This window comes from Leeuwenhoekiella sp. NPDC079379, assembly GCF_044542075.1.
Lineage (GTDB): Bacteria > Bacteroidota > Bacteroidia > Flavobacteriales > Flavobacteriaceae > Leeuwenhoekiella.
In genome coordinates, this window is record NZ_JBITTU010000001.1 from 290502 (window position 1) to 314059 (window position 23558).

Consider the following 23558-nt stretch of genomic DNA (forward strand, 5'->3'; position numbering starts at 1 on the left):
CCATTTAGATAATTATATATTTACTTAAATTAATGTAATCTCAATATTTACATACCACAATGCAACGCCTCCTACTTCTACTTATATTTTGCATACCGGCTTTAATACTAAGTCAGGAACTGCCCCCTATTTTAAATTATTCTACAGAAGATTATGGTGCAGATAATCAAAACTGGATGATTTCACAAAGTCAGGACGGTTTTATTTATGCTGCAAATAATGGTGGATTACTAGAATTTGACGGCGAGCGATGGTCAAAATACGATTCTCCTAACAGCACTATAATGCGTTCTGTAAATGTGATACACGCTAAGGTATATACGGGTTGTTTTGCTGAATTCGGGTATTGGGAAAAAACTAATCTAGGTACACTCTTCTATACCTCACTTGCATCAAAGCTTAATAACCCTATGCTAGAAGATGAGCAGGTATGGAATATTTTAGAGTATAATGAATGGGTTGTTTTTCAATCAAACAGAGCTCTTTATTTTTATAAAGAAGCAGATCAAACAATAAAAAAAATACCGAGTGAAAATCTTATATATAAAGTATTTATCGTTAATAAATCTATTTATTATCACGTTGCTAATGAAGGAATCTACACAATTGTAGGCGGCGAACCATCACTACTTATTCCTGATACGCAATTCAATTCTGATCGCATTATAAATATTTCTTCTCAAAATAATCAGCTACTCTTGATCTCTAGAAATTCTGGTTTTTTTCACTTTAAAGATAATAAATTAACGCGCTGGGTTACTCCGGGGGAGTCTGCATTAGATACTATTAACATCTTTTCTGCACTGCAGCTACGTGATGGTAGTTTTGTTTTAGGTACCATCTCTAATGGTCTCTTATACTTTGACAAAACCGGTCATTTTTTATATAAAATCACGCAAAAAAGTGGCTTGGGTAATAATACCGTACTTTCTCTATTTGAAGATGAAGACTCAAATTTATGGGCGGGTCTTGATAATGGTATAAATAGTATTAATATAAACTCTCCCGTACGATCATACTCAGATTTTGAAGGTATATTAGGTACAGTTTACACCTCAATTGTCTTTAAAGAAACCCTGTATTTAGGTACGAACCAAGGTGTTTTTTACAAAGACTTAAATTCAAAAGCTACTCAATTTACGTTTCTACCCGGCACCGCCGGCCAGGTATTAAGCTTTTATAATTATAAGAATGAAGATTTACTATGTGGGCATCATCTGGGAACTTTTACCTTAAATAATAAGAAAGCCACGCGTATTGCTAATGAATTAGGAAGTTGGGATTTTAAGCCTATAGCAGACCGTCAAAACATATTATTACAAGGAAATTACAATGGTCTTTATTTGCTGAAAAAGGAGGCACAAGGTTGGAAACTTATATCTAAAATAAAAGGCTTTAATAATTCATCACGATATTTTGAATTTGTAAATAAGCAACATTTACTGGTAAGTCACGAATACAAAGGAGTTTTTAATCTCAAACTGAATGATTCATTAACAGCTGTCACAGAACAAAAATTTATAGATAATGTACCTGTAGGAAAGAATTCGGCATTAACATCGTACCAAAATTCAATTCTTTACGCAACCGAAGAGGGTGTTTACACGTTTTCACCACAAACTGAAGCTTTTAAAAAAGATTCATTACTCTCTTCTATCTATAACGATTATGGCTATATCTCAGGTAAACTTATAAGTGATAAAAAAGACCGCTTATGGTTATTTTCTAAAGAAAACATTAGTCTTGTCTCAACAGACAATCTCACTAACCTACCCAGAATTACACAGTACCCCATTCCTTCTTTTTTGAGAAAGGGTGTTCTGGGTTATGAGAATATTAATATGATTGCTCAGGATGTATATCTATTAGGCGTTTCTGGCGGATATCTAACCATTGATATTTCAAAAGCAGAACAAACCCGTTCCAATAAACTGTTTATAAATAGCATACAATCATCAGACTTAGAAGGTCATACACAACGTCTATCATCACAAAAACCCGGAGTACTTAATTTTAGACACGGCATGCTCACCTTTAAATACGCCGTGCCGCAATACAAGAAATTCATTGATGTAAACTATCAATATCAACTTAAGGGATTTCAATCTAAGTGGAGTGAATGGACGCATAATAGCGTAGTAAGTTTTGAAAATTTACCCTTTGGTGATTATGAATTTCTAGTACGTGCAAAAATTGGTAATGAATTATCTGTAAATACCGCCTCTTATACGTTTTCGGTAGAGCGTCCCTGGTTATTATCTGGGTATATGCTTGCAGTTTATGTATTGATTCTAATTGTAATTCTCGTAATTACTCACAGAACCTACCGCAGATATTACAGTAAAAAATTAGAGCGTGAGCAACTCGAGAATCAACAAAAAATTATGCAAATCCAAAATGAAAAACTCAATCAGGATATTGATAATAAAAACAGAGAACTCGCAATCTCTACGATGAGTATTATTAAAAAGAATGAGGTACTTAGCAAAATTAAAAAAGAACTACTTAAAGATAAAGATACCGCAGATCCTAAAGGCGCAATTGATTTGATTGACAGTCATCTCAACAACAATAAGGATTGGAAATTCTTTAAGCAAGCATTTAATAATGCAGATAAAGACTTTCTAGATAAAATTAAGAAAGCACACCCAGATCTTACTCCCAATGATTTGCGCTTTTGTGCCTATTTGCGCTTAAACCTTACCTCAAAAGAAATTGCTCCACTACTCAACATATCTACTAAAAGTGTTGAAACAAAACGCTACAGATTACGTAAAAGACTTGATCTTGATCACGATGATAGCCTAGTTAATTATATATTAAAATTTTAATACCCCTACATCAAGAAATATCACCTAGACAATACCACTACAAAGTCTTTAAATACTTAAATATTAAGTACGTAACCTAAATTTAACCTTAGCCCAGAAACCTGCATTATACGTGCTCTAATTCTTAGTTATTATTCAATTAAACAGATGTTTTTTACGATGTTCGTTTTTTATCGTGGTGTTTTTTGAAGAATACACAATCACTTCATATTAGATTTGTTTAAACCCAAAACAATTTCATCAGTTGTAAAAAAATTAGGCATTTACAACATAGAACGAAAAACGAAACACTATGAGAAATTTTACTCGCAATCAAAAAGTGAAGTGGTTGTTTTCCTTAATGCTATTTACTTCTTTAACCTTGCTCGCGCAAAATCAAAGAACAGTTACAGGGACAGTAACAGATGCTTCAACTAATATGCCGTTACCGGGGGCGAATGTAATTTTACAGGGCACGTCTTCTGGAACCACTACAGACTTTGATGGTAATTTTAGTCTTTCTGTAAATGTAGAAGCAACAACATTAGTAATTACGTATCTAGGATTTAAACCACAGAATGTCGCTATCACAAATGCTACAATTAATATTTCACTTCAACCAGATGATAACGCGCTAGACGAGGTTATTGTTGTAGGGTATGGTACACAAAAGAAAAGTGATCTTGTGAGTGCAGTTGCACAAACAGATTTAAGCAAGGCCACACAAACCCCTACTTCAGACGTAAATGAGATGCTACGCGGTAGAATTGCCGGACTCGAAGTAAATGTAGGAGGAGGCTCTCTAAGGCCAGGTGGTACTTCAGAAATTATTTTTAGAGGACGCGGTTCTATAGAAGGTAACGTAAGTGGTATTTATGTAGTTGATGGCGTTGTTAGAAATGGCGGTATAGAAGACATTAATGCAGATGATATAGAATCAATAGAGTTTCTAAAAGATGCTTCAGCACAGGCGATTTATGGTTCAAGAGCGGTAAATGGGGTGGTTTTAATTACTACTAAACGAGGTAAGACTAATAAAGTTTCAGTATCCTATCACGGGTATACTACTGTACGCAAACTAGAGCGCAATTTTGATGTGTATAATGGTCAGGAATTTGCACAGCTACGTAGAGAAGCAAGACGCACAAATAATGCATCGGGAGAATATCTTGATGATGAAACCATATTTTCAGAAATCGAATTACAATCTATAAACAACAATGAGTTTGTAAACTGGGAAGATGAATTGTTAAGAAATGGTACAGTAAATAGCCAGTTTATAGGCATTAATGGGGGTACAGAGTTTACTAAAATCTACGGTAGTTTTAACTACTTGAAGGAAGAAGGGATTATACCCACATCGAGTTATACACGTAAAAATTTACGCCTAAATGTAGATCAGAAAATAAATGAGAAGGTTTCAGTACGCTTTGATTTAAACCTACTCAATGATGATACAGAACGCTCTGCAAATGTAAATGTTATTACAATCTCACCCTTAGGTAGAGCTTATGATGAAACTGGCGAAATTGTACGTTTTCCTAGCGGTGAAGAAGGTACAGCTACTAGCCCACTATGGAATTTAAGAGAGTCTGACGACGATGAGAAAGGAAATGATTTTGTTGTCAATGTGATTCCATCCTGGCAAATCACACCAGAATTGAGATATCAATTAACAACTTCTTTAACCCGAAGAAATACAGAGCGTGACAGTTATTTATCTTCACTACATTCTAGTGGTGAGACAGATCGCGGGATTGCGCGAATTCAAAATGAACTTAGGGAGGCTTATTTTGTCGAAAATATCTTGACATACGATAAAGAGATTAACGAGAATAACAATTTTAACCTAACCCTTGTACAGGCGGCAGACGAGAATAAATACACCCAAACCCGCACAACGGGAAGAGGTTTTACAAATGAAAGCCTTGGCTATGATGGTATACAAAATGCAATAGGTAATGTGACTGTTGAGCGTGATAAATCTACTATTAGAACAGCTTCTTTTATGGGTAGAGCGCGTTATAATTTATTTGATAAATACCTCTTCACAGCTACTTACCGCGCAGACGGTTCTTCGGTAAATGCTAATGGGTATAAATGGACGTATAACCCGGCAGGTGCCTTTGCCTGGAAACTGCATCAGGAGGAGTTTCTACAAGACGTGACAGCTATACAAGAACTAAAATTACGGGTTAGTTACGGTGCTTTAGCAAATGCATTAAGCCGCCCATACACTTCTCTTTTTACAGCAGATGGACAACCGTATATTTTTGACGGCACAACATTCTCTGGTTATTCTCCATCAGTGGTATTACCTAATACAAACCTTGACTTTGAAACCATTAGCACGCTTAACTTTGGTTTAGACTTTTCCTTATTCAATAGATTTCTATACGGAAGCGCAAACTACTACGAAGCAACAACTAAGAATTTATTATTACGCAGAGGAGTTCCTTCTATTACAGGATACCAGTTCACCTACTTTAATGCCGGCGAACTGTCGAACAGTGGTTTAGAATTAAGCTTAACAGCAAATCTTATAAACACCGAAGACTTTAAGTGGTCTGTTTCAACAAACTGGTCAAACAATAAAAACGAAATAAAAGAACTATATACAGATGGTAACGGCGAAAATATTCTTCAAGATGACTCTTATGGCTATTATGTAGGGCAATCTACAAATGTTATCAGACAGTATGCCTTTGATGGTATATTTCAAGAAGGTGACGATTTTGAAAATGCACCACAGGCAAATCCTGAATCTGCCAACCCACAAGCAAATCTAGCTCCGGGAGATATTCGTATTAAAGACACTAACGGGGTAGATGAAAACGGAAATATTACCGGGCAACCAGATGGTAAAATTACTCCAGAAGATCGCGTATTTACAGATAGCAATCCAGATTGGTTTGGCTCTCTTTCTACAACGGTATCCTATAAAGGCTTTGACTTATTATTAGACTTTTATGCAGTAGAAGGAGCTACAAAGGTAAATCCGTTTTTATCTGATTTTAATAATGGCGGTACACTATCTAGTAAATTAAACGGGGTTAAAGTAGATTACTACACTCCTGAAAACCCTTCAACATCCTATCCGCGTCCTAATTTTGATGCCGCTCCGCAGTATCTTAATTCGCTGGCTGTAAAAGATGCTTCTTACATACGTTTAAGAACACTTAGTCTGGGGTATACCTTGCCAGATGCAATTGTATCTAAATTAGATATCGAGATGATTAAACTCTACTTTACAGCTACAAACGTATTTACAAATACAGATTATATAGGATACAGCCCTGAGGTAAATATTAGAAATACATTTTCTAATGCAGATACAGGCTACCCTGATGCACGCAGTTTTACATTTGGCTTAAAAGCTCAATTTTAAAAATAAGAACTATGACTACTAAAGATTTTTACAACAGAACTAAATTTTGTTTGTTGCTTATAATGACTCTGGGTTTTGCAGTTTCCTGTGAAGAGTTCTTAGAAGAACAACCAAGTACTATAATTGACTCTAATTACATTTACACAACTGAAGAAGGATTAAAATCTGGAGTTGTTAGCTTGTATAAAATTAATCGAGACCGTTATGATAATAGTATAGAAGATTATATGGGTGGTGTTTTAATACCTTCTCGTAGTGATCTTGCCTTTAACAGATCTGGTTATTTAGGGCTTATAGGTAGATATGAGCGTGCTGTTTCTCCTGTAGATTTAGGAGCTAACTTTGCTTCTTCGCTATTTTGGAAGCACTATTATAACTTGGCTAATAAGGCGACAGATATTATTAATGCAGCAGAGGTTATAGAAGGTGTTGATGATGAGGTACGCAATAAGATTATAGCAGAAGCTAAATTTTTTAGAGCAGAGGCTTATTTCTATTTATACCGCATGTACAATAATATTTATGTAACGACCGAATCTACAACTGTTGACAATGCTTTTAATGTAATTGATGCAAAGTCTACAGATGAGGAAGTATTTGCTCTTCTAAACAGTGATTTAAGTTTTGCTATAGATAACCTGGAATGGACAGATACTTTTGGGCGCGTAACAAAAGGAACTGCTAAACACGTAAAAGCAAAAGTTGCAATGTGGCAGGGTGATTGGACCGAAGCTAAAAACCAAGCTGTAAGTCTTATTGAAGAAGGGCCACACAGCCTTGTAGAAAACACTGCAGATGTATTTGCAGGTGACCGCAATCACGATGAAGCACTATTTGTGGTTCAGTCTCAAAATGATGTTTTAGGTGGCGGAGACAATACGATGATAAACGCAAATTTCGTAACCCAGTATTTTCAGATTCCCGGCATTGAAGCTAATGTAGAACAGGGCGGTAGAGGCTTTTCACGTATCTTGCCTAACCTATATCTTTTAGGCTTGCTTGATGAAGATCCTAACGATACCCGTAATGACGACACCTATTTTAGATTGGAGTATTTCTATACTTCGGGAGATAATATTGGAGAGAAAATAGACATATACAGCCCTATTACAGACACATACCCAGAAGGAAATGATTATGCGCGCTATTACCAGAGATTACATCCTTCGTGTTTAAAATATGCTCAGGAGGATGACGATTCTGAGTCCTATTTACAACGCAGTAATATTTTAGTTTATCGTCTTGCAGAGACCTATTTAATAGCTGCAGAAGCAATTTTGCGCTCTACTGGAGATCCTTTACCATATATAAACGCCGTTAGAAACAGAGCAAAAGCAGCAGATCTAACCGTTGTTGACGAGCAAGCAATTTTAGATGAGCGAGCTCGTGAATTGGCTTTTGAAGGGCAACGCTTTTTTACACTCAAGAGAATGGGACAAAATGTTATAAATCGCCAGATGCGCACCTATGCAGGTGATGGTAAATATTTTCCGGCAAACTTTAATGGCTCAAAAGATCCACGTATCAACTGGATGGATCATTTTATAAACTTCCCCATTGCCCAGATAGATTTAGACTTATTAGGTCCTAATTACCCTCAAAACGAAGGCTATAATTAAATTAAAGAACAAAAATCAAGGCTTGTATACCCAGGTTTACAAGCCTATTAAAATTAAGATATGCATAAATTTCTCTTTTATGTGATAAGTTTTATTGCAATGAGCTGCCAGCAACAAAATAATGCAACAGTACCTGTTTTTGCTGAAAATAAAGCGATTGCACATCGTGGCGCCTGGAAAACCCAAAACCTGCCCGAAAATTCTATTGCAGCACTTAAATACGCAATAGCACTCAACTGTACAGGATCTGAATTTGATGTACGTATGACTGCAGACAGCATCCTAATCGTCACACACGATAATACCTATGCAGGGCTCAATATTGAAGAAAACACCTATTCAGAATTAGCAAAGCAGAAACTTAAGAATGGGGAATCATTACCCCTTTTAAAAGACTTTATCAAAGCCGGAATGACTCAAAACGATTCTACCGCTTTAATCTGTGAAATCAAACCATCTTCAATAGCCGGTAAAAATGAATTACTCGCTCATAAAGTTGTCGAACTCGTAGCAGAACTCAATGCCGAAGATTACATAGGTTACTACATCAGCTTTAGTTATGACATTCTAAAAGCAATAAAAAAACTGAAACCGGAAGCTAAAGTACAGTACCTCGATGGTTCAAAATCACCAGAAGCATTAGCCGAAGATGGTATTGAGGGTATGGATTATTACATAGATGTATTTAGAAAAAAACCAGAATGGATTGCTACCGCGAAAGCAAAAAATATACGCCTCAATGCCTGGACGGTAAATGAGGCTGAAGATATTGAATGGCTCATAAATAATGATTTTGATTATATCACTACAAATGAGCCAGAGCTTGTTTTAGAACTTGATAATTAGAGTAAACACGCATTACTATGAAAAAATTACTATCCCTAAAAGCCGATTTTTTTAAATGCGTGTTTTCACTATTTTTAATTCATTTAGTTTCTATATTCTTAACTAGTTGTGCAACTAAATCTTCTTTAAAAAGTGTTCAAAAGCAAACCTTGGCAGTTGCACATCGGGGAGCTTGGAAGGCCAAGGAGCTGCCCGGCAATTCTATTGCAGCATTTCGAGAAGCAGTACACCTTAGATGTGCGGGTTCTGAGTTTGACGTGAATATGACTTCAGACGATTCTTTAGTTATTACCCACGGACCCAATTACCACAAAATGCCTATTGAAAAAACGCGTTATAAAGATCTCATTAAAGTGAAGTTGCCTAACGGCGAAAAATTACCCACACTCTACGAGTTTATAAATGCAGGAATGCGCGCTAACAATACGACTCGCTTTTTCTGTGAGATTAAATCTTCTTCTCAAAGTCAGGAACGTGGTTTATACATCGCAGACAAAGTATATAAAACCTTTACAGACCTCAAGGCGCAACGCATGGTGACTTTTATAAGCTTTGATTATGAAATCTTAAAATCACTCTTAAAACGTGATTCTCTGGTAGACACGCAATACCTCAATAATAATAAAACCCTTGAAGATCTAGAACGTGATGGTATTAAAGGAGCTAATTATCGTTTTCCGTATTGGCAAAAAAACCCTGAATTTATAGCTATTGCTAAAGAGAAAAGTATTCAGACAAACTCAGGAACGGTAAACGACACTTTAGTTATAGACTGGCTTCTATCACAGGACTTTGATTATATTTCGTCTGATGAACCCGCTGAGGTGATAAGAAGAGCTCAAGAATACCTGTATAAGAAGAAATAAAACTAAAATCCCATCAGCTGATGGGATTTAGTTATTAATATTTTAATCCTCTTTAGCAATCTCTCCTAAAGCATTCAGCATTTTAAAAAATAGTTGATTATTTTCAAAAACACCTCTGAAATTTTGAGCTTGCGGCCCATAAGAAAAAACAGGAACCATAATTCCCGTGTGATCTGTAGTTAAAAAATCTGCTTGTACTGCAACTTGTTCTAAGTCACCACCCACAATGCCCAGACCTGACGTCTCGTGATCTGCAGTGATTATAACCAGTGTATTTTTAGAAGAATCTGCAAACTTTAGAACTTCGGCAATTGCAGTATCAAAGTCAAGCATCTCCTGTATAATACCACTAGCTGAATTAGTATGCCCGTTACTGTCTATTTGTGCAGCTTCAATCATAAGGAAGAAAGGCTTTTTGTCACGCTCTAAAACACTAAGTGCTCTTTGAACACTTTGTCTTAATAAATCACCTCTGCCGTTAGCCATAGAAGGCACTTTATTTTCACCTATAAAAACAGCTGCTTTTTCCCTTAAATCGGTTAAATGGTCAATTGTTTTTAGGCGGTAAGAAGTGGAAATAGACGTTTCTTTAGACTTTCCTCCGGCAATAAAAAACTGAAGTGCAGCCGTTTCTAAATCCTTCAGAATTCCTTTAGAATCATCGCGCTCCTTGCGATGTGCATAAAATGAAGCCGGTGTGGCGCCATCAATTACATCTGTAGATATTAATGCCGTATTATATCCTCTTTCACCTAAAATTTCTGTGATATTTGTTACCGCTTTATCTGAAGCATCAACCCCTATCGCCCGGTTGTGTGTCTTAAATCCGGTTGCTATAGCCGTTGCTCCCGCTGCAGAATCTGTAATTAAATCATCTGAAGATGCCGTTTTTAAAAAGCCTATATCATTTAATTGTGTCAAAGTCAATTCACCCTGGTTAGCAATTTGTGCCGCAGTAATTTGCGCCAGACCATTACCATCGCCTATCATCAAAACTACATTCGTGGGTTTGCTCTGGTAATCAAAATCAAATGCCGGAGTATATACTTCAACCTGCTGCGCATTAACGTAAGTGTTTTTATCTAGCGTATTTAAATAAGAAACCGCTGGCACAGGGTGATCTGTATTTATAAAATCTACCCCCATTTTTGCTAAAGAAGACCAGGCTGTTTTAGTATCTGGACTTCCCCAAAATCTCAAGGGTTTATTGAGTGTATGTGCTTTGCCTATTAATTCTGAAAGTGCTGCCAACTCCTGTTCTACAGGTCTTCCTAAACCATTCCATACTGAATAGTTCTTAAAATTTACACTCAGCATCGCTACTTTATCTAGGTTTATCGTGTCTAAATTATCTAAACGCTGGTGATCAAACTGAATAAAATCAGGATATTTAGCATAGTCAGTTGCAGGAGGCCGGTTTCCGGAAACCACAATAGTTAGCCTATTAGATGCTGTTAATTGGGGATATATACGCAATTTATGTATCAAATTCTGAAGTGTAGATTCTGCTTCCGTTTTAATGTCAATTAAGAGCGTAAGCTCACGTAATTTTGACTTTTGAACCAGCTGAAAAATAGGCTCTATATACAAACTTTGCAGAGTATTTTCAGGATTTAATTCGTCTGCTGTATGCGCTACTAAAAGGGTTCCTTTTTCTAAAAAAACATCAGCTTCAATAGATGCAGCCCCGGCGATATAAGATTCCCAAAACGGAAATTCATGAACATAATCATTGTGAGCATGCACAGAATATCCCGACTGACGCTGAGCATTACAGCCCGTTAGACCGAACCAAAAAATTACAACAATAAAAAACTTCATAGGTTCTATTACTTGGTGTTTATCGCATCAAGAATTTTGTGATAAATCGCATTATTTTGATAAATACCTCTAAATTTTTCAGAGCCTTTACCTTTTGCAAATACAGGAATTAGCTCCCCGCTGTGTTGGTCTGTAATAAAATAAACCGCTACTTTTTGAGGTACTTCGGTCTTTTCTCCCGTCTCCTCATTAACATCATAATATTTACCTATGCTCGCACCACCAGTCTCGTGATCTGCAGTGACAACTAATAAGGTATTAGGGTGTGTAGCCACATAGTCTAAAACCGCACCTATAGTTTTATCAAAATCTGCCACTTCCTGAATCATCATTTCCGCATTTTTATCGTGACCACCCCAATCTATGTAGGAGCCTTCTATCATCAAGAAAAAAGGTTTATTGTTAGTATCAAAATAATCGAGCGCAGTTAAACTTGCTTCTTTCAAAAAATCTCCTCTTCCCTGTATTTTAGACGGAAGGCCCTCATCTTCGATAATAAAAGCATTGCGTTTTGAAACTACCGGTTTGCTTAAACTCAAGGTATCTAAGTTGTAATTGCGTGCTAATAACGTATTAAACAGGGCTTGTTTATCACTACGCTGACTAAAGAATTTACGTCCACCACCTGCAAGAAAATCAATATCTGAAGTCACTAATTGTTCTGCAATTTCTTCGTGCAGATCCCGATCTTTTACGTGGGCATAAAATGAAGCTGGTGTCGCATGGGTAATTGATGTAAGCGAGATCAAACCCGTTTGATACCCTTTATCTTTTAAATGCTCAAGTATTGTTTCTTGCGGAATAGTATCTTTTGAAACGCCTATTGCCCTCTTATAAGTCTTTTCACCTGTGGAAAAAGCAGTGGCTCCTGCCGCAGAATCTGTAATTAAATGACTTACCGAATACGAGCGGTGTAATCCTATATCTTCAAAACGCTCAAAATTTGAAGCTTCTGCTCCAAAATAAAATGCACTTGACACCTGCGGAATTCCCATCCCGTCACCTATCATTAAAATAACACTTAAAGGTGTGTCGTCTAGTTGAGTGACTACTGCAGATTTTGAAGCACAACTGTGTAGTGCAATCACTCCCAAACCTAAAAGGCCTATTCTTAAACTATTTCTCATATTTTAATTTAAATAACTAACGGTAAGAGTTAGCTCTTACCGTTAGATTATAATTCTATTTTAAACTTAATACCCTCGGTTTTGATCTAAATATCCGGGTGTGTTTGAAGCGCCATCAATTGCCGTTTGCGGTATAGGAAACAAGCGATGATTTACATCAGTATCTGTTTTTGACGTCCAACTATCTTCATATTTCCCGAAGCGTATTTGATCTGTACGACGTGTCATTTCCCAATAAAACTCAAACCCTCGTTCTCTAAATAAGGTCTCTAAACTAATCGAACTTAAAGCCGGTGGAGTTTGCGATGGACGTGCAGTTCTTGAGGCTCTTACAGTATTTACATCTGCCAGGGCTGCTGCATTATTGTTTAACCTTAAATATGCTTCAGCACGCATTAAATATACTTCAGCAAGACGTAAAAGTACCAGATCAACATCACTGTAATCATTTCCATTAGGAGAAGTCTTGCTAAACTGCCACTTAGAAAAACGATATCCACCTGCATAACTGTTCTGATTCTGAATGCTAATGTCTAGTGTATGATTTACATAATAGGTGATATCTTCCAGATCTGAACCGTTCTCACGTGCCTCAGCTAAAGGATAAATACGGAATTTCGTTTGCCCAGAGCCATTTGTGCCGGTCAGAAAGTTACCCGATCTAAATTTCTCTTTACGCGGAGCCCACATCGTACCCCGTATGATGCCGCGGTCAATCTCAAAATCTGCTCCGGCTAAAAAGTAATGATCCTTATCTGTTTTAAGTCCTAAAGTATCTTTACTATATGGTGTAAGACCAGATATATCTTCCAGATTTTCTGGTACCATTGCATTTTTCTGGTAAAAACGAGCATCTGCTTCTGCAGGATCTACGCTGCCATAGGCATCTAACCAGGTTTGATAAAAATCTGGAGTTGCCGCAGGACCGTCTGTACCATCCATACTTAAGTATTTATCTCCTGGCCTCGGGAATAACGATCCAGACATAGACCAATATGCCCAGCGGTTATGATCGCTGTCTAAAACACCGCGTAAATCAAGGGCAAAAATCAGCTCAGGATTGGTATGGTTTTCATCATTAAAAAGATCAAAATATTCTGGTGAAAGAGAAAAACCACCCCCATTAATAATATTACCGGTGTACGTTACTACTTTATTCATATCTGCTTCATTAAAAGCAGGTGTACCATAAGGATCTCTGTAAACGGCTGCATTTAAATACAACTTTGCTAAAAAGCCATAAACCGCATCACGTGTCATACGCCCGGGACCTTTATCTGTATTGATTGTATCTACTACCGCTAAAAATTCTGCTTCGATGTATGCAACGGCATCTGCCCCACGTATGATTTCTGAGGTTTGTGAAGTACCCTCTTTCATAAAAGCAATTCCCCAACTGTCTAAAAACAGCATATTTTCATAAGCACGTAATGCCCGCATTTCGGCTAGGGCCTGTACTGCATCTGCATCTCCACTTTCCGCCAGAGGCGTTAAAACATCTATTGCTGCAACCGTTCTAAATAAGGCCGTTGTAAGGTAACCCCAAGAATCACTTACTAAGCTATTGCTTGAAGACATTAAATGCCTGTGCGCTGTGGTATAGGTGTCATTATCTGCCCATTGTGTACCACCTAACCCGGTACGCGGAGGTAAAATAGCCTCATCTGATGCTATTTCCTGCAACCCAAAATAACGCGTATGTCTAAAGGTTTGTGGTAAAATACCATAGGCAGCAGCCAGCGATCCTGATATAGGTTCTACTAAACCGTCTGTACCATTAAGGGATTCATCTAAAATTTCTTCTTCCAGATCTGTACAATTACAGAATATCAAGGCGCTTAGCCCAACCAGGAGTGTAACTATTCTATGTCTCATTTTATAGTGTTTTAAAATTAAAAGGATACGTTAAGACCAAAAACAAAAGTTTGTGGCTTTGGGTAGGTGAAATAATCAATACCATAAGATTTAGAATCACCAGAGCTTCCTGTATTTAGCTCAGGATCAAAACCAGTATACTCTGTAATAACAAATAAATTTTGACCCGTAACCGAAAGATTAATTCCGTTGATCCACTTACCCATTCCTATAACCTGAGGGTCTAAATTGTAAGCCAGCGTTGCGTTGTTTAGGCGTAAAAAGCTACCATCTTCAAGGTATCGTGTTGAAACCGTATTTGAGTTATTAATATCTTCTCCCGGAAACTCTATTGCCTGATCTGTTGTATTCAACGAATTTGCGATTTGCGTGATATTAAATAAATTCATACGGGTATGGTTGTAGATTTTATTACCACTTACCCCATTAAAATTGAATCCTAAATCAAAGTTCTTGTATTTAAATTTTAAGTAAAAAGCATAGATTATATCAGGTACAGCACTTCCTGCCGAAATACGGTCAGAGTCGTCTATTTGACCATCTCCATTTACATCTGTAAAGCTGCTAAAACCATCTTCGCCAATACCATTAAATTCACGTAAGAAAAAATTACCGATAGGCTTATTATTCATATACCCATTAATAGTTGCTCCGGTCTGGCCTCCTCCGCTTGCTGCTCCCGTAGTTACTATAGTAAAGGGTGAATCTGTAATTTCATTTTTAATGTAAGAGAAGTTTCCTCCTACGTTATACGAGAAGTCGCGGGTTCTGTCACTTTGATAATCTAAGGCAAACTCCAGACCGCTGTTTTTAATTTTCATCCCTGGTATATTTTGCCACTTATAACCTACCTCATCAATAGGATCTTGAGTAGAGAAATATAAAAGCACATCATTAGTCTCTTTCATGAAGTAATCTACAGAACCGCTTAATTTGTAATCAAGAAACCCAAAATCTAAACCTATGTTTGTCTGTGTCGTTTCTTCCCACTGTAAATCTGGGTTTGCGGTACGTGCAAATACTAAACCGTATGGGTAATCCTCACGACTGGTAACAGCATCGTCCAGCGGGTAAATGTCATCGTCTTCAAAACTCTCCCCATAGCTTAAACGGGTTTGCTTTGAAGGAATTTCTTGATTACCAGACTTACCCCAACTTGCACGCAGTTTTAAATTATTAAAGCCTGAAGTAGCCATAAATTCTTCCTTAAAAATATTCCACCCAAAAGCTAAAGAAGGAAAAGTTGCATAGCGGTTATTCTCACCAAACTTAGTAGAACCATCAGATCTAAGCGTTGCCGTTACCAGATATTTATCTGCGTAGGTGTAATTTACTCTCCCAAAAAAAGATTGCAATTCATTACTGGTCGCATTAGAATACTGGGTAGCATCTTCCCCGCGTGCTTCTCCTAACTGATATCTGGGTTCGATACCATTATCAGGGAAGTTTGAAAAGTAAAATCCTTTTGACTGAATAAAAAATTTCTGATACGAGTGTCCGGCTAATAAGCTTAGATTATGCTCTCCAAAATCTTTAGTGTAGTTCAGGGTATTTTCTACAAGGGTGTTTTTATTTGATGTGAAACTGGTACTTATAGATCCTAAGGCATAATCAGGATCTGCAGAGTATGGTATAAATTGTACATCACGATCTGTTTTAGAATAATCTACTCCCAGATTTAATTTATAGGTAAGACCGTCTATAATCTCGAGTGATGGCGCGATATTGGCGATCATTCTATTATTTTCTGAAAAATCACCGTAGATATTTTCAATAATTAACGGGTTTACTCCGGTACCAAAAACTGTAGGCTCACCGTTTGTGTAAGCCGGTGTCGTAGGATTTAACTGAAGCATACCGTTTATCATCGTAAACGTATTAGGGCGCTCATTTTCGGTACGTGTGGCGGTAAGATTAAAGTCTACCTTAAGACGGTCATCTAAACCCTTTTGAGAAACATTAGCCCGTGCGGAATAGCGCTTTAAATTACTGTTATTCAAAACCCCTTCCTGATCATTAACTCCTACAGATGCAAAGTAAGAAGTGTTGGGTGTACCACCACTCATTGAGAAGTTTACGTTATGTGTGATTGCAGTTCGGGTAAGCTCATCCTGCCAATCTGTATTACCACCATTATCACTTAAGCTACCTCCTATTTGAGGAACAATCTGTCTAAACTCATCTGCAGAAAAAACATCTATTTTATTTGCGATGCTGGCAATAGCGGTAGATGCAGTTAAATTCATTTGGGTTCTACCAGATTTCCCTTTTTTAGTAGTAATTACAACAACACCGTTTGCAGCACGCGAACCATAAATAGCTGCTGCAGATGCATCTTTTAATACGTTAACAGACTCAATATCCTGCGTATTTATAAAGTTTAATGGGTTTGTAGGCACTCCATTTGCAGAGTTATCGAGTACAAAACCATCTACTACATAAAGCGGAGATGTACCCGAACGTAAGGTACCCACACCACGTATGATAATATCCTGACCTGCACCGGGTTCACCACTGGTATTGGTCACGTTAAGACCAGATACCTTGCCCTGTAATAAGTTACCGGGGTTAGAAACGACTCCTTTGTTAAAATCATCTGCTACTACCGAACTTACAGAGCCGGTTAAGTCAGACTTTTTCTGAGTACCATAACCTACTACCAAAACCTCATCAAGCTCAGAAGTATTTGCCTCTAGTTGAACGCTATATTGAGATGCTGCACCTACAGTAATTTGACTGGTTTTAAAACCTACGTAAGAAACTTCAAGTACATCACCTGCACTGGCTTCAAGGCTAAATATCCCATCAAAATCTGTTGTAACTCCCTTAGAAGTTCCTTTTACCTGTACTGAAGCTCCCGGAAGTAAAACCCCACTATTATCTGTTACCGTACCTGTAATTGTTTTTTGAACGAGTACTGCAGCAGTACTATTTATAACATTTTCTGAGAAGGAATTGTCAAGAATTGATTCCGCTTGCGCTAGAGAAACACATACCAGCGAAGCGAACACAATGGTATTGCTTAATGTATTTTTAATTTTAAAATTCATAGTTAAAAGATTGGTTGGACAATGCTTAATATTTAAGTTGAACAGTTTAAAAACAATCGCATTCAAATGGAGATTTGTTACATAATTAGATCTTTTTAATTGACCCTTTTGAGACCGCTAAATAATTGATTTTTTTAGTAAAACGTTTTACTTAATTGTTATGCATTTATTAACAGTTTGAATAAACCTGCAAGAGCAAAACTTTGAAAACCACTATAAATATAATTATAAATTATTCACATATCCTACTAATTTTTAGACATATACTAAAAAATTAAACTGAGATATTCAGAATTCAATAATATTTAAAGAGAATATATTACTCTAGACTATTACAAAAAGATAGAATTTTTAACAAAATTAGACCGCTAAATTAATCTAGAGTTTACATATCACAGATTATAAAAAAAGCCTTTTAGCTGCAAATTCACGCACTAAAAGGCTTCTCTAAAATTATTAAATCTACACCTCAACCCGTATACTTTAGAAAATGATAAAGGTGGTGCACTTTTTTACGCGTTGACTTTACTACCGTCAAGCAGATTAATTGTACGATTGCCATAAGCAGCGTTTGAATCAGAATGTGTAGCTTGGATTATAGTAACTCCTTCCTGATTTAATTCTTTAAATAGCTGCATAATCTCATCACCTTGCTTTGAGTTGAGGTTACCTGTAGGCTCATCTGCAAGTATTAGTTTTGGCTTTGCAACCAGTGCTCGTGCAATACCTACTAATTGCTGCTGACCACCGCTTAACTGACTAGGGAATAAATCTTTTTTACCTACAATATTAAACCCGTCAAGCATATCTGCTACCAGTGCTTTCCGCTCGGTACCTTTGATATTTTTATATAGTAGAGGCGTTTCAATATTTTCATAAACCGTCAATTCATCAATAAGGTGATATGCTTGAAATACAAAACCAATATATTCTTTGTACAAATTAGCACGCTGTTTTTCTTTTAAAGCATGTACAGATTCATCTAGAAAATTATATTCCCCTTCCTGAAATTCATCAAGCATACCTATAACATTAAGCAATGTAGATTTACCGCTACCCGATGGTCCCATAATACTTAAGAATTCGCCTTCTTTTACTTCAAGACTTACATCATTGAGCAGAAATATGCGCCTTCCTCCTTGTTTTACCCATTTGTAAATATGATTGAGTTGTAAAAGCATGTTTTATTGGTATTTAAATTAAATTAACTGGTTTTACTGAATAACTTTCCGTTAGGTTTTAGAAATGTTTTTGATAAACAGATTATTCTGTTCTGAGTGATTTTACAGGATTTGAAAGTGCTGCTTTAATAGCTTGAAAGCTCACCGTTAGTAAGGTAATTGCCAGTGCTCCTGCACCTGCTGCAATAAAAATCCATACAGAAATTTCGGTATGATAGGTGAATTTTTGAACCCATTGCCGCATCAAATAATAGGAAACGGGAGCTGCTATGAGCAGAGCGATAAAGACTAATACTATAAAGTCTTTAGACAACAATAGCCATAAATTTGCCACTGATGCGCCCAGTACCTTGCGCACTCCTATTTCCTTAGTACGTTGCTCTGCTACAAAAGAGGCTAATCCAAATAAACCGAGACAACTTATTATAATTGCTAAAAATGTAAACACCTTTGCTAAGCTTGAGATACGATCTTCTTCTGCAAACTTTTTTGCATATTCCTGATCTATAAACTCATAACTAAACAAAGCATTGGGGAAATTTCTTTTAAATACTTTTTCGATAGTTGCAATATTATCGCGAATGCTTTTTTTAGGGTTTAATCTTAAATTCCAATAGCTTGCAGACTGCCGGTCATCAAACGCATAAATCGCTTGTTTCACAGGTTCATAAGGCGATTGCACTACTATATCTTGTATTATTCCTATAATTTGATATTTATAAGAATCATCTTCCCCACTCTGTCTCAAATATTTGCCTACAGGATCTTGTAATCCCATATATGCAACAGCTGTTTCATTGAGAAGTACCGCACTAGAGTCTGTGGGAAATTCACGAGAGAAATTACGCCCTGCAACCATCTTAATATTTAGTGTCTCAACAAACTCATAAGATATTCTGGTATGTGCAAGATCTTCCTGAAAGCCTTCAGGTTTTCCATCCCACTCATACCCGCTTTGATTAGACCATACATCTGTTGTGGGGCTACTTGATGTGGCCATTTCTAGCACAGCCCCAGATTCTTTAAACTGGTTACGCATCATATCACTCTTGCCTAAAAACTGATTGCTCATTACCGGAATTTGAATCAAATTTTCGGTGGTGTAGCCTATAGGTCTGTTTTTACTGAATTCAATCTGCGCCATTACAATAAGTGTCCCAATTATTAAAGCTGCCGAAACACTAAACTGGGTCACCACAAGTATTTTCCGCGGAAGCGTACCCAGTTTACCCACTTTAAAGGTTCCTTTCAAAACTTTTATGGGCTTAAAAGACGACAAATAAAGAGCCGGATAACTGCCTGAAATTAGAGCCGTAACAATTATAAATATCAAGGCCACACCCCAAAACATTAAGTTTCTCCAGGGAAATAAAATCGCTTTATCTGCAAGTGTATTAAAAGGTTTAAGGAAAAGTAGTGTAATTGTCAATGCCAAAATAAAAGCGAGAACAACCACTAGAAATGATTCGGTTAAAAATTGTTTTACCAGTTGATTTTTTGTAGATCCTATCGTTTTGCGTATTCCGACTTCAATGGCGCGTTTTTCGCTTCGGGCAGTCGCTAAGTTCATAAAATTTATACACGCCAGCAGCAACACAAATATTCCTATAATACTAAATAGCCATACATTTTCTATACGACCACCGGTTTGTACACCATTTTCAAAGTTAGAATACAAATGCCACTCACGCATAGGAAACAAAAACAGTTGCGGATTGAATGAAGCGATATCTGGATCGCTGTCTTTTTTAACCGAAGATATTGCAGCACTTACGTTTGCGACTTCTACAGCATCAGCAAGCTCAACAAATAATTGAAACGAATTATTACCCCATTGATCTGCCGAAGATTTTACCCAGTCTCGGTTTATATAATGTGACCAGGGCATTAAATACTCTGTGGTACTAAAATCATTACCTTCTGGAATGTCTTCATAAATTGCACTCACAATCATAGTGTCAATGCCGTTTACTTTAATAAGCTTACCCATCGCATCTGCGGCTCCAAAAATTTTATGAGCAGCGGTTTGTGAAAGCATTATGGCATTATTCTGTTTTAATGAAGCGGCATCTCCCTGTAGAATTTTTAAACCAATCATTTGCGTAAATTCAGGTTGTACCGAATATCCTTTTAGCGATAAAACAGTTTCTTCATAATTAAAAAATCGAGAGTCTAACCACGACGCCATACTAATGTGCTTAAATTGAGATTTAAAATCTTCCCTAAGTGCAAATTCTAATGGACGTGGTATTGCAGGACTGGTTTGGGTTACGCCGTTAAAGGTTTGTGACTGGTACACCTGCGCCAGTCTAGACTTGTTTTCAAAATGATTATTGTAATTGAGTTCATCTGCAACCCATAACCCAATCATCAGCGTTACAGCCATTCCCAGAGCAAGACCAAAAATATTTATTGCAGAGTAGCCCTTATGTTTTAGAAGATTTCTAAAGGCGATTTTAATATGATTTTTAAACATGATTGATTGATTTTGATTGATACTTTCTTAGTTTCTTCTTTACTCTGCTCTTAAACTTTTTACAGGGTTTTTACGTGCGGTTTTAAGTGTTCTAAAACCCATAATTAAAATAGCTAGCAGCAACATCCCCAGCCCACTTGATAGAAAAATCCACCAGCTCATATCTGTTTTATACGCATAATCCTGAAGCCAGTTGTGTAATCCCCACCACGCCACTGGAGCCGCAATGACATACGCTATAACAAGTAATTTTAAAAAGTCTGCACACAATAACATATTGAGTTGAACTAATGAAGCTCCCAACACCTTGCGGATGCCAATTTCTTTAGTGCGACGTTCTGTAGTATGAATAACTAACCCTAACAGTCCCAGACAACTTATAATTATAGAAAGTGCAGTTGCCCAATTCAATAAACTTGCAATACGTTGCTCCTGCTCATAAAAACTTGCAATTGTCTCATCTATAAAGGTCATCTTAAAGACTTCTCCAGGATACACTTCTTTATAAACCTGTTCCACTTGTTCAATTATTTGGGTCCAGGTGGTAGCATCACCGCCTAACACAATATGGATGTTTCTAAAATTTGTGCGCCGTTCTCTACTTGTATCTCCCGTAAGCATCAAGGGCAAAACTGCGGTTTTAAGAGAGCGTTGCTTAAAATCCTTCATCACACCTACGATTAGTTTTTCTTCACTATTAAATGCTATATACTCGCCTAAAATATTTTCAGGATTTTTAAAACCAAAAGCTTGCATTCCGGTTTCATTTATGACATATTCTTCAATGGTATCGTTTAAGGCTTTTCTACCGGCTAGAAGATCTATAGTATAAACATCTAAGTAATCTGTATCTGCATTTAAGATTTGTAATTCCTGTATTATTTCCTCTTGATCGCTTTTGTAAATCGCCATTCGGGTCGCCATATTTTGGGAAGCAGGCGGCATTCCTCCTAAACTAACCTTAGCGATTTGAGGTATTGCTTTGATTTTATTTTCTAAGACTATTCTTTTGTTCACAGTAGCGTCAGTCCACGGAGTTTGAAGATAGGCGACCGCATCTGTTCTAAAACCCAGGTCGCTGTGCATCATAAAATAGATTTGCTTGCTTACCAGTAGCGTAGCAATTACAAAAGCCTGTGCAATTGCAAATTGTGATACGGTAAGCATTTTACGCAACGATCCTTTGCCTTCTGGTTTTATACGTTCTCCCTTAAGCGTACGAGCTGGTTTAAATCTAGAAAGTACTAGTGCCGGGTAAAACCCAGATAAAAAGGTAATTGTTACTATAAGACCTAATACAAAACATATAAACCAGGGAGCTATCATTAAACTGGTGTCGATCTCCTTAGACACAAAATCTTTAAAGATATTTAAAGCAAAAACAGATAAAAGGATAGAGCACACAGCAGCAATTACCGTAAGTAGAAAGGTTTCTCCTAAAAACTGTATGATCACCTGCTTTTTTGAACTACCCAGCGTTTTACGTATTCCTATTTCTTTTGCTCGCTGGGTTGCTTGAGCAGTATTTAGATTTATAAAATTGATACTGCCCAGAAGAAGTAGAAAAACCGCTATAAGTATGAGGCTAAACAAAATTTTTTTATTGGCTTCCTGACGAGTATAATCATAAACACCATACTCCTGATCAAAATGCAAATCAGAGAGTTGTTGCAAATTAAAGGTACGAGTATTGCCATATTTAATCATATCTGCATCTACATGCTGCTCACTTAAAACTTGTAATTGTGCTTTTACTTGTTGTGATGTACTCTTTTCTGAAATTTTAATATAAAGCTGAGAAGCGTTGTTTGTCATTCCCCAGTTATCACCTACTATTTGATCATGGCTAGGTGTCTGCTTAGCAGTTTCAAGAGATACAAATTCATCGAAATAAAGATCTGAGCGCTTGTCAAAATCTTTAATTAAACCCGTAACGACAGCTTGAACTTCAGAATTGTACACAATTGTTTTCCCTAAAATAGATTCTAACGGTGTATTTGGAAAATATGCCAGAGCACGTTTTCTAGTAAGCACTACGGTATTGGGTTCTTCAAGTGCGGTCTCTTTTGAACCCGCAATCCATGTATATTGAAAAATGTCAAAATAGCTTGCTTCGGTAAGAATAATACGTTCAGGATCAATAAACTGCTGCTCAGTTAATGCTGCTTTTGATTCGGCAACATACCAGTTGTAAAAATATGCAGACTTCTCAATCCCTGTTAAATCTTCTTTTACAGCTAACCGCATAGGGGGTGCTACACCTCCATTTTTTATGTTTCCTTGCGGAACTTCAAAATCTGAAACCACGCGATAAATGCGATCTCTATCCTTATGAAATGTATCAAACGTAAAATCGTAATACACCATCACACCTATCACAAAAGAAGCACTGAGTCCTATTGCAAGACTTAAAATGTTTATGGCTGAAAAAAGCTTGTTTTTCCAGATATTCCTCCAGGCAATTTTGATATAGTTTCTGAACATGATTTTTTTAGTTTT

12 protein-coding genes are annotated in these 23558 nt (G+C 36.9%); 5 read left to right on the forward strand and 7 right to left on the reverse strand.

From position 1 onward, the window contains the following. Nucleotides 1–59 precede the first annotated feature (59 nt). The 5 genes from ACIGAM_RS01230 (at nt 60) to ACIGAM_RS01250 (ending at nt 9529) form a co-directional block, all read left to right on the forward strand. Nucleotides 60–2831, forward strand: a complete 2772-nt coding sequence (locus ACIGAM_RS01230) for a triple tyrosine motif-containing protein (protein ID WP_396509652.1) — start codon at nt 60–62, stop codon at nt 2829–2831. 292 nt (nt 2832–3123) lie between these two features. Then, entirely contained in the window at nt 3124–6198 is a 3075-nt protein-coding gene (locus tag ACIGAM_RS01235; protein ID WP_396509653.1) for a SusC/RagA family TonB-linked outer membrane protein, read from the forward strand. Between the two features lie 11 nt (nt 6199–6209). After that, nucleotides 6210–7817, forward strand: a complete 1608-nt coding sequence (locus tag ACIGAM_RS01240) for a RagB/SusD family nutrient uptake outer membrane protein (protein ID WP_396509654.1) — start codon at nt 6210–6212, stop codon at nt 7815–7817. 60 nt (nt 7818–7877) lie between these two features. Beyond that, nucleotides 7878–8663 (forward strand): glycerophosphodiester phosphodiesterase, encoded by a 786-nt coding sequence (locus ACIGAM_RS01245; RefSeq protein ID WP_396509655.1) that lies wholly within the window; start codon nt 7878–7880, stop codon nt 8661–8663. Nucleotides 8664–8680: 17 nt separating this feature from the next. Further along, nucleotides 8681–9529, forward strand: a complete 849-nt coding sequence (locus ACIGAM_RS01250; RefSeq protein WP_396509656.1) for a glycerophosphodiester phosphodiesterase family protein — start codon at nt 8681–8683, stop codon at nt 9527–9529. Nucleotides 9530–9571: 42 nt separating this feature from the next. On the opposite strand, the gene ACIGAM_RS01255 is transcribed toward ACIGAM_RS01250, so the two are convergent. The 7 genes from ACIGAM_RS01255 to ACIGAM_RS01285 all read right to left on the reverse strand — a co-directional run bounded on the left by ACIGAM_RS01255 (nt 9572) and on the right by ACIGAM_RS01285 (nt 23543). After that, nucleotides 9572–11350 (reverse strand): alkaline phosphatase, encoded by a 1779-nt coding sequence (locus ACIGAM_RS01255; protein WP_396509657.1) that lies wholly within the window; start codon nt 11348–11350, stop codon nt 9572–9574. A gap of 8 nt (nt 11351–11358) precedes the next feature. Further along, entirely contained in the window at nt 11359–12477 is a 1119-nt protein-coding gene (locus ACIGAM_RS01260) for an alkaline phosphatase (protein ID WP_396509658.1), read from the reverse strand. 66 nt (nt 12478–12543) lie between these two features. Then, nucleotides 12544–14352 carry a RagB/SusD family nutrient uptake outer membrane protein gene (locus ACIGAM_RS01265; protein WP_396509659.1) on the reverse strand — a complete coding sequence of 603 codons (1809 nt, stop codon included), beginning with the start codon at nt 14350–14352 and terminating at the stop codon, nt 12544–12546. 17 nt (nt 14353–14369) lie between these two features. After that, the gene (locus ACIGAM_RS01270) at nt 14370–17402 is read right to left on the reverse strand and encodes a SusC/RagA family TonB-linked outer membrane protein (protein ID WP_396509660.1); all 3033 of its coding nucleotides are present in this window, start codon (nt 17400–17402) and stop codon (nt 14370–14372) included. 512 nt (nt 17403–17914) lie between these two features. Then, nucleotides 17915–18583 carry an ABC transporter ATP-binding protein gene (locus ACIGAM_RS01275; protein WP_396509661.1) on the reverse strand — a complete coding sequence of 223 codons (669 nt, stop codon included), beginning with the start codon at nt 18581–18583 and terminating at the stop codon, nt 17915–17917. An 82-nt stretch (nt 18584–18665) separates the two neighbouring features. Next, nucleotides 18666–21059: an ABC transporter permease gene (locus ACIGAM_RS01280; protein WP_396509662.1), complete on the reverse strand. Its 2394-nt coding sequence runs from the start codon at nt 21057–21059 to the stop codon at nt 18666–18668. 39 nt (nt 21060–21098) lie between these two features. Beyond that, nucleotides 21099–23543, reverse strand: a complete 2445-nt coding sequence (locus tag ACIGAM_RS01285) for an FtsX-like permease family protein (protein ID WP_396509663.1) — start codon at nt 23541–23543, stop codon at nt 21099–21101. Nucleotides 23544–23558: the final 15 nt, after the last annotated feature.